Source organism: Neobacillus rhizosphaerae (assembly GCF_937468385.1).
Lineage (GTDB): Bacteria > Bacillota > Bacilli > Bacillales > Cytobacillaceae > Neobacillus > Neobacillus rhizosphaerae.
Map to the genome: position 1 here is coordinate 385,323 of NZ_CALBWS010000001.1, position 13,499 is coordinate 398,821.

Consider the following 13,499-nt stretch of genomic DNA (forward strand, 5'->3'; position numbering starts at 1 on the left):
TTGAAGTTTTCCTAATCTTCTTCTGGAACATCAATAATAATCATATCCGAGCCAATTTTTTTTATATGCTGCCAAGGCACTCTTATTTCCACTCCCTGTTTCCGAAAACCAAACCATTTTAATGAAGGAATAAGCAGTGCCTGTATTTGGCCTGTGCCTTCATTAATTTCTAAATCTGTTTGGCCAAGTACGCCAAGACGCTCAGCCTTTTTAACATCAACTATTTCTTTACCACTTAATTCACTCAGCCTCATGGAATAGAACTCCCCTCATTGCTCTTTTCTATTAGTTTATAAAAGGAAGTCCTAATTTAGACTAACTAAAAAAACAGTTCAAAACGAACTGTCAGGCTGTCGAAAAACCTTTGACAGCCTTTATTTTTTTATGTCACTTTAATATTTCACTGCGTTAATTTGTTATATTATCATTCATGCAACATGTCTGTTGATTTGCGCTCCAGGCGCTTCGCTTTCCGCGGGCGTGCCGCGGGGAGCCTCCTCGGCGCTAATGCGCGCCTGTGGGGTCTCCCCTGCCCCGTACTCCCGCAGGAGTCTTCGCGCCTTCCGCTCCAATCAACAGGTGCAAATTCAATAATGTCCTCACACAACCAAAAAAATAAAAAAATAAGTGGTGAAATCTATGTTTGAAACAAGAGAATCTTCCCAAAGTGAATATGAATTTGTGTCTATTGATGAATTAGTTCCTGATCCCATTTAAAGGCAAATGCAAATAAGCATATATAAACGAGAGAAGAAGTTGAAGTAGAAACTCGTGAATACTTTGATGAATTAAACAAGGCTATTGAAGAGGATAGAATAAATCATGGAAAAAAGCCAGTAAAGGAAAAGGTAAGGTTAAATCGCTTATCTAAATCGGGAAAATTGCTTTATAAATTTAGAGAGGAAAAAATTGAGCGAAGCTTCGCAGACTCAAAAGATCTGCATGGGCTTCGCTACTGCCGGTTACGGAGATTAGAGAATGCAAGTGAACAGGCTCTCCTTATAGCAGCCTGCCAAAATATAAAAAAGATTGCGACACACTTAGCCAGGCTAGAAAAAGTGTGTTGCAATTCTTTCGGTTGATTTGCCACCCTGTTGATTGGAGCGGAGGGCACTCGACTCCTGCGGGATAGAGAGGTCACGGGAGACCCCGCAGGGCTCCAAAGAGCCGAGGAGGCTCCCGGACCTCCCCGCGGAAAGCGAGTGCCCGGAGCGGAAATCAACAGGCCAGTTAGCAGGGCCAATCCATTATTAAAAAATTGCCGAGAATTAAACACTTTCTCGACAATCTGAAAGTTCAAAACGAACTGTTTTTTTATCTACGACAACTTATTCGGAAATTCACCATCAGGGCTAATCAAAGTGACGGAATATTTGTCAGTAAAAACGGACCTTGCCATTTCATCAACACTTCTTTTAGACACTAAATCAATCTGCTCAATAATCTCGTCTAGTGAGCGATGGCGTTTTAATAGCAGTTCATTTTTTCCATTCCGGCTCATCCGGCTATTTGTACTTTCCAGACTTAGCATGAGGCTGCCTTTAAGTTGTTCTTTACTATTTGTTAATTCCCTTTCGGAAATCCCGTCTTGCTTTAATTTATCTAGTGTTTCTTGAATTGTTTCAAATAATACATCCAGCTGCTTTGCACCCGTTCCTCCATAAACAGTCACGATCCCACTATCCTGATAAGCAGAATGATAAGAGAATACCGAGTAAGCTAAGCCCCTTTGTTCACGAACCTCTTGAAATAATCTTGAACTCATGCTTCCACCCAAAATATTATTTAAGGTAATTAGACTGTAGATGTCCTCGTGACCAACCTTTAAGCCTTCAAAACCAATACATAAATGGGCCTGCTCTGTCTCCTTTTTCCGAGAGATACGATTGGAATGGAAAACAGGAACATTTTCAGGAGTTTCATTATTTCCACCATGATAGGATCCAAAATACTTTTCCACTTCCTGAATAAATGATTCTGATACATTACCTGCTATCGAAATGACGACATTTTCAGGGGTGTATCTTTCATGGATATAATCTTTCAGTGATTCACTCGTAAACGTATTTAGGGTTTCTTCCGTCCCAAGAATCGGATATCCAAGCGGATGGGATTCAAAAACGGCCCTGCTTAATAAATCATGGACGATATCGTCTGGAGTATCTTCATACATTTTAATTTCTTCTAAAACAACATTTTTTTCTTTCTTTAATTCCTCTTCAACAAAAGTGGAATTAAAAAACATATCAGCTAACACATCCAAGGCAAATTGAGAATGTGTATCAAGAACTTTTGCATAATAGCATGTGTATTCCTTAGAGGTAAAAGCATTTACCTGTCCACCAATGCTATCGAAGGATTCAGCAATTTCCTTAGCCGAACGCGAGGCAGTTCCTTTAAAAAACATATGTTCTAGAAAATGAGAAATCCCATTAGTTTGTGGATTTTCATTTCTGGAACCAGTTCCTATCCAAACCCCGATGGCAACAGATCGAACGGTGGGAATATTTTCTAATACGATTCTTACTCCATTTTGGCAAGTGTATTTATTAATCATTGACTTCCTCCTGTCTATACAGTGAAACTTCAATCAGTGGGGGGATTTTCCACCCCCCACTGATTGTTAGTTGAACCAATCGGGCTTTTATGGGCAGTTGAGCCCCACTTTATACTTATCCTTATTTTTCCCTCTAAGTCTTTAAGTGGGGGTCTTACTGCCCGTTAATGCGGGATAAACAGCAGCTGCTACTATTCCAATTATTTATTATACTTTCTTAGATATACTTTCTCCAACTTTCAGATATATCTTGCTTAAATTTATTTTAGGATTCGTTCCTCGCTCAATAAATCGGAAACGGTACCAATTTTTAAATTTTTTTGCTCAATTAAGGTGATTAAGCGATCAAGCGATTTTGCCGTTGATTCGGTTGGATGCATAAGGACTATTGAACCTTTATCGATTTTTGTTACCACTCGATTAATAAGTACTTCAGTTGAAGGTTTTTGCCAGTCAACTGTATCTACAGTCCACAAAACCGTCTTCATCTTTAATTCGTCTGCAACTTTTATTGTTTCATCCCGGTAGCTGCCACTGGGTGGTGCAAACCACACACATTTCTCTCCTGTAGCTGCTTCAATGATTTCATTGGTTTTTATCATTTGTTCTCTTGCCTGTGCAGCAGTTAGCCGTTTCATATCTGGATGGTTATACGAGTGATTTCCTATCTCATGCCCTGCACTGACAATCATTTTAGCAAGCTCTGGATTCTTTTTGACCCAATTTCCTTCAAGAAAAAAACTAGTAGAAATATTATGATTTTTTAAGGTTGCAAGCATTTCTGATAAATATTCATTCCCCCAGGCAACATTAATAAGGAAGGTTACCATCGGTTTTTCAGGATGGCCTTTATAAATGGGAGATGGTGGCAAATCTCGCAATTGAACCTTTGGCTTTGCTTGGACGAATACTAATTTCTTAGGATCAAAAACGCCTTTATGTTTCATATTTTTATATGAAGCTGCAATATCAACTCTAAGTCCATTATATCCAGGAATGGCCTTCCAGACTCTGTCAACTTTAGCATCGGAAGGTGGAATTTCATATGTAGGCGCATTTTTTATGATACTTTGATACAGCGAATCTAGCTGTTTCGCTGCAGGAAGAGCAGGCTCTTTTAATGCAGTGACATATTTATTTACTATCGGATTGTTTACAGATATCCAAGCAGCTAAACATAAACTAATAAAAATACTTACCTTTTTCATCTACTTTTCCCCCTTCTATACAGATTATGTATAAACAGGACAAGGTAGAACGGGGGAAAAAGCCACGTACATGGAAAAAGTCAGGGTTCCCCCTGACTTACTATCACAGCTTCCATAAACCTGAGTTTTATTACTGTTTTTCTTCAGCCTTTTCACGTTGTTCCTTTAATATCACTTTGCGTGAAAGGTTAACACGGCCTTGTTTATCAATTTCAGTTACTTTTACTAAAATTTCGTCGCCAATCTTAACAACATCTTCCACTTTTCCTACCCGCTCTTCAGCTAGTTCAGAAATATGGACAAGTCCGTCTTTCCCAGCAAAGATTTCCACGAAGGCACCAAATTTTTCAATCCGTTTAACCTTACCAAGGTATATTTCACCAACTACTACCTCACGAACAATATCTTCAATGATTTTCTTCGCTTTTTGGTTCATTTCTTGGTTGGTTGACGCAATAAACACGGTACCATCCTGTTCAATATCAATCTTAACGCCCGTTTCCTCAATAATCTTATTGATTTGTTTACCGCTCGGTCCAATGACATCACGGATCTTATCAGGGTTAATTGTCATCGTTAAAATTTTCGGTGCAAACTGAGATAGCTCTGGTCTTGGCTCCGTAATCGTAGCTAGCATAGAGTCTAAGATATGCATTCTACCAACTTTCGCCTGCTGCAAAGCCTCTTCTAAAATTTCGCGAGAAAGGCCCTCAATTTTAATATCCATTTGAAGCGCCGTAACTCCTTTTGCAGTTCCAGCCACTTTAAAATCCATGTCTCCTAAGTGGTCTTCCATTCCTTGGATATCAGATAAAACGGTATAATGCTCCCCTGATTTTACAAGTCCCATGGCAATACCTGCTACAGGGGCTTTAATTGGCACACCTGCATCCATCATCGCCAATGTACTTGCACAAATGCTAGCCTGAGATGTTGAACCATTGGATTCAAGAACCTCAGAAACAAGGCGAATGGTATATGGAAAATCCTTTTCAGATGGAACAATCGGCTCAAGTGCCCGTTCACCCAAAGCACCATGTCCAATTTCACGACGGCCAGGTCCTCGGATTGGACCTGTCTCCCCAACACTAAAGGAAGGGAAGTTATAATGATGCATGAATCGCTTCTCCTCTTCAATACCTAAGCCATCAAGGATCTGTACATCCCCCATTGCACCAAGAGTACAAATACTTAAGGCTTGTGTTTGTCCACGTGTAAATAATCCTGAACCGTGGGTACGTGGTAAAATACTTACTTGTGAAGATAATGGACGAATCTCATCAATTTTACGACCATCTGGACGCACTTTTTCTACTGTAATTAAGCGGCGAACCTCACCTTTTACAATCTTGTCCAAAATTTGCTTGACTTGTTTCAAATCATCAGCAGTTGCTTCTTGTTCTTCAAACTTAGCCAAAACTTGATTTTTAACTTCTTTAATAGCATCTTCACGAGCATGCTTTTCTTGAACCTGTATCGCACTTATCATTTCTGCTTCGCACATTTCTCTAACTTCAGCTTCAAGCTCTTTATCTAGCTCAAACAAATTAATTTGTCTTTTTTCTTTGCCAACCTCTGCAACAATTTTTTCTTGGAATTCAATTAATCGTATAATCTCATTATGGCCAAACATGATTGCTTCAAGCATGATTTCCTCAGGAACCTCTAAAGCGCCTGCTTCTACCATGTTAATGGCATCTTTAGTACCTGCAACAGTTAAGTGAATGTCGCTCTGTTCTGCTTGTTCAACTGTTGGATTGACGACAAATTCACCGTTAACTCGGCCTACTACGACACCTGCAATTGGTCCCTCAAAGGGAATGTCAGATGTACTTAGTGCCAATGAAGATCCAAACATTGCAGCCATTTCTGTAGAACAATCTTGGTCCACACTCATAACAATACTAATCACTTGAACATCATTACGGAAGCCATCCGCAAAAAGCGGTCGAATTGGCCGGTCAATAAGGCGGCTGGCCAAAATAGCTTTTTCACTTGGGCGACCTTCCCGTTTGATAAAACCTCCAGGAATCTTACCAACTGCATACAAACGCTCTTCATAGTTAACTGTTAATGGAAAAAAGTCCAAGTTTTTAGGTTCTTTTGAAGCAGTTGCAGTACTTAATACGGCAGTATCACCATAGCGAACCATTACCGCACCGTTTGCTTGTTTTGCCAATTGGCCGATTTCGACGGTTAACTTACGCCCAGCCCAATTCATCGAATATTCATGTTTCGTTTGTTCCATAATATTACCCCTCTCTATCTCAATCAATTAGGAGGATGATGCGAAAGAATACTCAATCGCTAAAATCATCTTTCTAAATCTACCTTATATAAAAAAAGCCTTGAAAGCTTATTGTATAATTCAAATTCACTTATAGTATGCACATAAAAGTTCTGACTTAAAAATATGTATAAAAAATTCTTTATTTTGTCTAGTTCTAAAGCTTGGCTGATCAAGACACTTACACATTTTATCTTTTTAGGCTAATAAAAAAGCGGGAAAAATCCCGCTTCTGTTGACTAACGACGTAGACCAAGCTTATTAATTAACACACGGTACCGTTGAACATCTTTATTACGTAGGAAAGTCAAAAGATTACGACGTTTACCAACCATTTTCAAAAGACCGCGACGTGAGTGGTGATCTTTCTTGTGTGTACGTAAGTGATCGTTCAAATTGTTAATTGATTCCGTAAGGACAGCGATTTGAACTTCAGCAGATCCAGTGTCGCCTTCATGAGTTTTGTACTCATTGATAAGTTCATTTTTACGTTCTTGAGTGATTGCCATCCAGATTCACCTCCTAAATTTTCATATCCCCTGTTACCGAGCAAGCGTCGGTGACTCGACTTGCCAAGCAAAGGTTGTTTTTAATACGTAGTTAAGAATACATCTTTTCACTGCAAAAAGCAAGTTAAAACCTTATTATATTGTAAGAAATACTTCTATACAGCAGCAAATTCAGGAAGATTGTCGATTCTTTTTAAAGTAGAGTATGGCATTTTGCTTATCATTTTCTATTTGAATAACAAGTTCTTCTATACCTGGAAATTTTTGTTCTCTCCGTAAATATAGGTGCCATTCGATAACAACTTCATTTCCATAAATCTCTCTGTCAAAGTCAAACAAATGAACCTCAACTGATTGCTTTAAGGCTTCCTTATTAAAGGTTGGCTTGAAACCAACATTACAAACACCATAATGCCAATCATTATTTACCTTCATTCTTACCGCATAAACACCGAGTGGTGGAATAATATATTCATCATTTATGTCCACATTCGCAGTTGGAAAACCAATTGTCCTACCTCGTTTATCTCCATGAATGACTACTCCTGACGTTGTATACCTTCGACCTAGAAGAGTTGAAAGCTCATCAGTTCTGCCATTCCTAAGCAAGTTACGAATTCTTGTAGAACTAACCTTTTCATCATCTTGGGTAAACTTTGGGACGACAGAATAAGTAAATTTATCTCTTGAGTGGAATGGTAGTGTTTCCATTGTTCCTTTACCCATCCGTCCATATGTAAAATCAAATCCAGCCACAGCATGCTTTACATTAAGGCTAATGACAAATTGATCAATAAATTCCTGTGGCAGCAAATTAGCAAATTCTTCAGTAAAATGAATAATAAATAGAAAATCTACACCTAGCTCTTCAATAATATTAATTTTTTCTTCCAAAGGGGTAATATACTGTACATGCATTTGATTCTTTCCTAATACTACTGATGGATGTGGATCAAACGTCATGACTGCACTAGATAAACCTCTAGTTTCTGCTTGTCTTTTTGCCTCAATTATAACCTGTTGGTGTCCGCGATGTACTCCATCGAAATAGCCAAGGGCCATTGATAACGGAGGAAATTCTTTGTTTTCTGTATTATATGGAAAATTAATCCTTATTACTTCCAACTGAAACTCACCTTTTCTATATCGTAACCTTTTATTCTATCTCATTTCTTAACACCTTAACTGGTTTAAGCAGGTCTGGCTTGTTAGGATGTTTTGCATAAATCGCTATCGCCAGTCCGTCATTCGTTTCCGCAATAATAGGTCCGTTCGTTGTCTTTAAATGTTCTGGTAATTGTAATAGTGCACCATTTTTCACTTTCTCTGCTACTTTATCATTAATCAGTAATTTCGGCAAATGAGAAAGTGCTGTTTCTAATGGTTTTAATACAGTGGCAATAGCTCCCGCTTCCATTATCTTCTCAACCTCAGCAAATGTTAGGCAATCGGCAAGCATATAGGATGCTGATTGAATTCTAGTCAGATTTGACATATGGGCAGGATACCCTAGGCATTCTCCAATCATGACCGCCAATGTCCGAATATAGGTCCCCTTGCTACAGCTGACTCTAAATCGAAATTGAATGGTCTCTCCGGTAAATTCTGTTCGATCATCAAGGAGCTGAATAGAATAAATCGTCACCTTTCTAGTAGGACGTTCCACTTCAATCCCTTTCCGGGCATATTCATAGAGGCGGACGCCTCCAACTTTTACAGCTGAAAACATTGGTGGAGTTTGCTCAATTTCCCCCGTTAATGAATCAAGTACCTTCTGAATTTCTTCACGCTGTATTGTCCGATTTACGAATTTCTTTTCAACTAAGTCACCCGAGGCATCTTCAGTTGTTGTAGAAAAGCCAATGGTCACTTCACCCTCGTATGCCTTCCCTGCATCGGTTATATATTCTGCAACCTTTGTTGCTTTTCCAATACAAATGGGAAGAACACCTGTCACATCAGGATCAAGAGTACCTGTATGGCCAACCTTTTTTGTTTTTAATATTTTCCTTAACTTAAAGACACAGTCATGCGAAGTTAGCCCAGCAGGCTTAAGAAATGGTAAAATACCTTCCACATTATTCGCTCCAATCCTAATAATATCTAAAAAAATGGATAGACAATTGTCTATCCATCCATTTACCTTAAAATTTTTGTGAGTAATTTATGAAAATGAACTTACTCTTCTTCATTCTTTTCCAAAGGTTTGTCATCTGTATGGAGTTCATGAAGAAGTGTCTCAATTCGATTTCCATAATCGACTGATTCATCCCATTCAAAAATGATTTCAGGTGTTTTACGCAAACGAATACGTTGACCAATTTCAGTTCGAATAAAACCTTTTGCTTTGGCCAGTCCTTTTAAGGTGTTATCTCTTTGCTCTTCATCACCTAATACAGAAATATATACTTTGGCTTGTTGTAAATCTCCCGTTACTTCAACGTCGGTAACAGTCACAAATCCGATCCGCGGATCTTTGATTTTACGACTTATGATATCACCTAGTTCTTTTTTCATTTGTTCTCCAACACGATTTGCTCTGTGGCTCATCACATTCACCTCTTAACTTAAAGCCATTCAATCTCGGTGATCGTTCTTTCTATTTCTGGAAATGAGTCGATTAGTTTTAATGCGTTTTGCAATTCCAACTCTGATGAAATCCGTGAGGAGGTGACGACAACAATGGCAATTTTTGTCCTCTGCCATACATCCTGGTAGCCGACTTCTGCCACGGATACATTAAATTTCTGTTTTAATCGTGTAAGGATCCGTTGTAAAACAGCACGTTTCTCTTTTAAAGAATGTGCGGCATAGATCATACATTCACAAACAGCTGAGCCTATCATCATTTCCGTTCAATTTCTTCCATTACGTAGGCTTCAATAATGTCTCCTTCTTTAACATCATTGAAGTTTTTAATTGTTATACCACATTCATAACCTTGCGCCACTTCTTTTACGTCGTCTTTAAATCGTTTTAACGCATCGATATTACCCTCAAAGGTGACAACACCGTTCCGGATTAAACGAATGCCGCTGTCGCGGGTAATTTTACCATCTGTCACATACGAGCCGGCAATCGTACCAACCTTCGAAACCTTGAAAGTCTGGCGAATTTCAGCTTGACCAATAACTTTTTCTCGGAATTCAGGATCGAGCATACCTTTCATGGCCGCTTCAATCTCTTCGATAACCTTATAAATAATACTGTGGAGACGGACGTCTACTTTTTCTGCCTCTGCTGCACGTTTCGCATTGACATCCGGACGAACGTTAAAACCGATAACAATGGCATTAGATGCTGCGGCAAGTGTGATGTCAGATTCATTAATGGCACCTGCGCCACTATGAATTATTTTGATATTAACACCTTGAACATCTATTTTTTGTAATGAAGCAGCAACGGCCTCAGCAGAGCCTTGAACATCTGCTTTGAGGATAATGTTTAAATCCTTCATTTCTCCCAGCTTCAATTGATCAAATAGTGTTTCAAGACTGACAATCGATTTTTCACCACGCTGGGCTACCAATGCTGTTTGGGCACGAGCTTCCCCAACATGACGAGCTGTTTTTTCATCCTCAAAGACTACAAAGCGGTCTCCTGCCTGAGGCACATCACTTAGTCCTGTGATTTCAACAGGAGTCGATGGACCCGCCTCTTTTACACGGCGTCCTTTATCATTCACCATTGCACGGACACGACCAAACGTGTTTCCGACAACGATTGGATCACCAATTTTTAATGTACCGTTTTGTACCAGCAAGGTTGCAACTGAACCGCGGCCCTTGTCTAATTGTGCTTCGATGACGGTACCCACGGCTTTTCGGTTTGGATTAGCCTTATATTCTTCTACCTCACCAACGAGAAGAATCATTTCCAACAGATTATCGATTCCTTCACCTGTTTTTGCAGAAAGTGGTACAAAGATGGTTTCCCCACCCCAGGCCTCTGCTACTAATCCATGCTCGGTCAATTCCTGCATGACACGGTCGGCATTAGCTGCTTCTTTATCCATTTTATTAACTGCAACAATAATTGGAACTTCAGCTGCTTTAGCATGGTTAATCGCTTCAACCGTTTGCGGCATGACACCGTCATCTGCTGCAACTACAAGAATCGTAATATCGGTAATTTTTGCCCCGCGCGCACGCATTGTCGTGAAGGCTGCATGTCCCGGAGTATCAAGGAATGTTATTTTCTTACCGTTTTCAACGACTTGATAGGCCCCGATATGCTGAGTGATTCCTCCAGCTTCGCCTTCGGTTACCTTTGTGTTTCTAATTGAGTCCAAGAGGGTGGTTTTACCATGGTCAACGTGTCCCATAATCGTAACGACAGAAGGTCGTTCCACTTGGGATTCCGCCGCATCTTCCGTAAAATAAACCTCAAGATCTGTTGTATCTACCTTGATTTCCTCTTCAACCTCTACCCCATACTCACCGGCAATCAATTCAATCGCATCTTTATCTAAAACTTGATTTATGGTTGCCATCACTCCTAGTAAAAAGAGCTTTTTAATAATTTCTGAAGGCTCGCGATAAATCTTTTTAGCTAGTTCCCCAACTGTTAGGGATTCACTATAGGTAATTTTTGCTGGAAGCTCTCTTTCCTTCCTCTTTTGCGGTTGTGCCTGTTGAACTGGCGTATGAGCCTTCTTCTTTTTATTAAAATTATTATTACGATTTTGATTATTATTATAAGGCTTGGCCTTAGCTTTATCGGCACTGCTGAAAACTTTATTTTCTTTTGATTGACTTTGCTGGTTTTGCTTTTTACCTTCACCTGTTTTTGGTGGAGAGACTACTTTTACCTTGCTTGGAGCGGCCGTCTTGTCAGCAGCTTCCTCAAAAGCTTTAGGAGTTGCTTTCGTTTGTGTTTGCGGCTTTTGCCCAGACTTAGCAGGATTTTGATTTTGATTTTGACGTTGCTGTTGCTGCTTTGCTGGCTGCGCGTTCGAGCGATTTTGCTGCTGCCCATTTCCTTGTTTTTGCTGTGAAGTGGTGTTCTCTTTTTTGTTGAAGGTTGCGTCAAGTTTTTTAACTTCTGAATCTTCTATTGTTGCCATATGGTTAGAAACCTCTATATTCATTTCTTTTAATTTTGTGATGATTTCTTTACTTGAAATATTGTGTTTTTTTGCGTATTCATAAACACGGATTTTACTCATATTTTCACCCCCGCTAGATTTAATCGAGCAACGTTATCAATTTTTTTGCAAATCCATCATCCATAATAGCTACAACAACGCGGGCTTCCTTGCCAATTGCTTGACCAAGAAGATGACGGTCTTCCACCATTTTAAATGGAACCTCATAAGAATTACATTTATCCGTAATTTTTTTAGTCGTATTTACAGATGCATCTGCGGATAATAAAACGAGTTTTGCTTTGCCGTTTCGGATTTCCTTGACGGTTAGTTCCTCACCGGTTGTGATTTTACGCGCTCGATTGGCCAAGCCAAGCAATGACATCCATTGATTTTGTTTCATGTGGATGGTCAGTTCTCCTTCTCTATTAATTCAAGTAGTTCTTCATATATAGAATCATTTATAGAAACCTCTAAATGATTAGACAAGGTGTTTTTTTTCTTGGCTAGTATGACAGCTTCTTTGTTCTTTGAAAGGTATGCGCCTCTGCCGGATTTTTTTCCAGTCAAATCGATGGAAACGTCTCCTTCTTTGGTGCGAACGATGCGAACAAGTTCTTTTTTCGGTTTCATTTCACCGGTTGCCACACACTTACGCATAGGAACTTTTTTTCTAGGGTTCACACGTCTCACCTCTACTTTAATCTAATTCTTCTTCAAAATCGAAATCAGTATCAACCTGGTCATCAAAAAGCCTAATTGTTTCTTCTCGTGGATATATACCTAGCTCACGTGCTTCAGTTTCCGATTTGATATCAATTTTCCAGCCTGTTAATTTAGCAGCTAAGCGGGCATTTTGACCGCGCTTGCCAATTGCAAGGGACAACTGATAATCCGGGACAATCACCGTTGTGGCTTTTTCATTTTCATTTACGATAACATCTAGTACTTTAGAAGGGCTGAGCGAATTTGCAACAAAGACAACCGGATCATCAGACCATTTCACAATATCGATTTTTTCACCCTTTAATTCATTGACGACTGCCTGAACCCTTGTTCCCTTTGGTCCGACACAAGATCCGACTGGATCGACTTCAAGATTATCTGAATGGACGGAAATCTTCGAGCGATCACCCGCTTCACGGGCAACAGATTTAATTTCTACTGTACCGTCATAAATTTCAGGTACTTCAATTTCAAATAATCGTTTTAATAATCCCGGGTGGGTCCGCGATACAAAGATTTGTGGACCTTTTGTGGTTTTTTCGACTTTGGTAATAAATACCTTGATCCGATCATGCGGCTTATATCGTTCATTTGGCATTTGTTCATTTACTGGTAATAATGCTTCTATTTTTCCAAGGCTGACATAGATAAATTTTGAATCTAGCCTCTGAACAATACCTGTCATAATATCTTCTTCACGGTCAATGAATTCAGAGTAAATAATTCCTCGTTCTGCTTCTCTAACTCGCTGTGTAACTACTTGTTTTGCCGTTTGGGCGGCTATTCTTCCGAAATCCTTTGGAGTGACCTCCATTTCAACTACATCTTCTACCTGGTAGTTTGGATTAACTCGTCTAGCATCCTCGATAGATATTTCCAGACGTGGATCAAATACCTGGTCAACAACCTCTTTACGTGCAAAAACACGCATTGAACCTACTTGTAAATTTAAGTCGATGCGAACATTCTGGGCCTGATTGAAATTTCGACGATAGGCCGATACTAGTGCTGCCTCAATCGCTTCAATTAAAATATCTCTGGAAATACCTTTTTCTCTTTCCAGTATAGTAAGAGCATCTAATAATTCGCTGCTCATTTGCTTGTATCCCCCTAATCTTTTTTCAAT

14 protein-coding genes are annotated in these 13,499 nt (G+C 39.4%); 1 reads left to right on the top strand and 13 read right to left on the bottom strand.

Translation table 11 applies throughout. From position 1 onward, the window contains the following. Positions 1 to 11 precede the first annotated feature (11 nt). A complete protein-coding gene (locus M5A78_RS01855; RefSeq protein WP_248733567.1) occupies positions 12 to 254 on the bottom strand; it encodes a YlmC/YmxH family sporulation protein in 243 nt (80 codons plus the stop codon). Between the two features lie 546 nt (positions 255 to 800). Here M5A78_RS01855 and M5A78_RS01860 point away from each other — a divergent pair. Next, positions 801 to 1,082 (top strand): transposase, encoded by a 282-nt coding sequence (locus tag M5A78_RS01860; RefSeq protein WP_264760429.1) that lies wholly within the window; start codon positions 801 to 803, stop codon positions 1,080 to 1,082. Positions 1,083 to 1,318: 236 nt separating this feature from the next. On the opposite strand, the gene M5A78_RS01865 is transcribed toward M5A78_RS01860, so the two are convergent. The 12 genes from M5A78_RS01865 to nusA all read right to left on the bottom strand — a co-directional run bounded on the left by M5A78_RS01865 (position 1,319) and on the right by nusA (position 13,469). Then, positions 1,319 to 2,557 carry a M16 family metallopeptidase gene (locus M5A78_RS01865; RefSeq protein ID WP_248733568.1) on the bottom strand — a complete coding sequence of 413 codons (1,239 nt, stop codon included), beginning with the start codon at positions 2,555 to 2,557 and terminating at the stop codon, positions 1,319 to 1,321. A gap of 260 nt (positions 2,558 to 2,817) precedes the next feature. After that, complete coding sequence (locus M5A78_RS01870) at positions 2,818 to 3,765, bottom strand: polysaccharide deacetylase family protein (protein ID WP_248733569.1); 948 nt, start codon at positions 3,763 to 3,765, stop codon at positions 2,818 to 2,820. A gap of 130 nt (positions 3,766 to 3,895) precedes the next feature. Further along, positions 3,896 to 6,013: a polyribonucleotide nucleotidyltransferase gene (pnp, locus tag M5A78_RS01875; RefSeq protein ID WP_248733570.1), complete on the bottom strand. Its 2,118-nt coding sequence runs from the start codon at positions 6,011 to 6,013 to the stop codon at positions 3,896 to 3,898. 278 nt (positions 6,014 to 6,291) lie between these two features. Further along, positions 6,292 to 6,561 (bottom strand): 30S ribosomal protein S15, encoded by a 270-nt coding sequence (rpsO, locus tag M5A78_RS01880; protein ID WP_248733571.1) that lies wholly within the window; start codon positions 6,559 to 6,561, stop codon positions 6,292 to 6,294. Between the two features lie 171 nt (positions 6,562 to 6,732). Beyond that, on the bottom strand, positions 6,733 to 7,686 hold the full coding sequence (gene ribF, locus M5A78_RS01885; RefSeq protein ID WP_248733572.1) for a bifunctional riboflavin kinase/FAD synthetase: 954 nt from the start codon (positions 7,684 to 7,686) through the stop codon (positions 6,733 to 6,735). Between the two features lie 31 nt (positions 7,687 to 7,717). Continuing rightward, positions 7,718 to 8,638: a tRNA pseudouridine(55) synthase TruB gene (truB, locus tag M5A78_RS01890; protein WP_248733573.1), complete on the bottom strand. Its 921-nt coding sequence runs from the start codon at positions 8,636 to 8,638 to the stop codon at positions 7,718 to 7,720. A 101-nt stretch (positions 8,639 to 8,739) separates the two neighbouring features. Next, positions 8,740 to 9,111, bottom strand: a complete 372-nt coding sequence (rbfA, locus tag M5A78_RS01895) for a 30S ribosome-binding factor RbfA (RefSeq protein WP_248733574.1) — start codon at positions 9,109 to 9,111, stop codon at positions 8,740 to 8,742. A 17-nt stretch (positions 9,112 to 9,128) separates the two neighbouring features. After that, complete coding sequence (locus tag M5A78_RS01900; RefSeq protein WP_248733575.1) at positions 9,129 to 9,410, bottom strand: DUF503 domain-containing protein; 282 nt, start codon at positions 9,408 to 9,410, stop codon at positions 9,129 to 9,131. After that, positions 9,407 to 11,728, bottom strand: a complete 2,322-nt coding sequence (infB, locus tag M5A78_RS01905; RefSeq protein WP_248733576.1) for a translation initiation factor IF-2 — start codon at positions 11,726 to 11,728, stop codon at positions 9,407 to 9,409. Before infB ends, M5A78_RS01900 begins: the two co-directional genes overlap by 4 nt. A 19-nt stretch (positions 11,729 to 11,747) precedes the next feature. Next, a complete protein-coding gene (locus tag M5A78_RS01910) occupies positions 11,748 to 12,050 on the bottom strand; it encodes a YlxQ family RNA-binding protein (RefSeq protein ID WP_248733577.1) in 303 nt (100 codons plus the stop codon). An 8-nt stretch (positions 12,051 to 12,058) separates the two neighbouring features. Continuing rightward, the gene (gene rnpM / locus M5A78_RS01915) at positions 12,059 to 12,331 is read right to left on the bottom strand and encodes an RNase P modulator RnpM (protein WP_248733578.1); all 273 of its coding nucleotides are present in this window, start codon (positions 12,329 to 12,331) and stop codon (positions 12,059 to 12,061) included. A gap of 16 nt (positions 12,332 to 12,347) precedes the next feature. Further along, the gene (gene nusA, locus M5A78_RS01920) at positions 12,348 to 13,469 is read right to left on the bottom strand and encodes a transcription termination factor NusA (RefSeq protein WP_248733579.1); all 1,122 of its coding nucleotides are present in this window, start codon (positions 13,467 to 13,469) and stop codon (positions 12,348 to 12,350) included. Positions 13,470 to 13,499 lie beyond the last annotated feature (30 nt).

Bases quoted from the DNA above. Each gene is read 5' to 3' on its own strand.
- M5A78_RS01865 (WP_248733568.1), bottom strand. From the start codon at position 2,557: ATGATTAATAAATACACTTGCCAAAATGGAGTAAGAATCGTATTAGAA.
- nusA (WP_248733579.1), bottom strand. From the start codon at position 13,469: ATGAGCAGCGAATTATTAGATGCTCTTACTATACTGGAAAGAGAAAAA.
- M5A78_RS01910 (WP_248733577.1), bottom strand. From the start codon at position 12,050: ATGAAACAAAATCAATGGATGTCATTGCTTGGCTTGGCCAATCGAGCG.
- M5A78_RS01870 (WP_248733569.1), bottom strand. From the start codon at position 3,765: ATGAAAAAGGTAAGTATTTTTATTAGTTTATGTTTAGCTGCTTGGATA.
- rpsO (WP_248733571.1), bottom strand. From the start codon at position 6,561: ATGGCAATCACTCAAGAACGTAAAAATGAACTTATCAATGAGTACAAA.
- rbfA (WP_248733574.1), bottom strand. From the start codon at position 9,111: ATGAGCCACAGAGCAAATCGTGTTGGAGAACAAATGAAAAAAGAACTA.
- M5A78_RS01900 (WP_248733575.1), bottom strand. From the start codon at position 9,410: ATGATGATAGGCTCAGCTGTTTGTGAATGTATGATCTATGCCGCACAT.
- pnp (WP_248733570.1), bottom strand. From the start codon at position 6,013: ATGGAACAAACGAAACATGAATATTCGATGAATTGGGCTGGGCGTAAG.
- M5A78_RS01855 (WP_248733567.1), bottom strand. From the start codon at position 254: ATGAGGCTGAGTGAATTAAGTGGTAAAGAAATAGTTGATGTTAAAAAG.
- infB (WP_248733576.1), bottom strand. From the start codon at position 11,728: ATGAGTAAAATCCGTGTTTATGAATACGCAAAAAAACACAATATTTCA.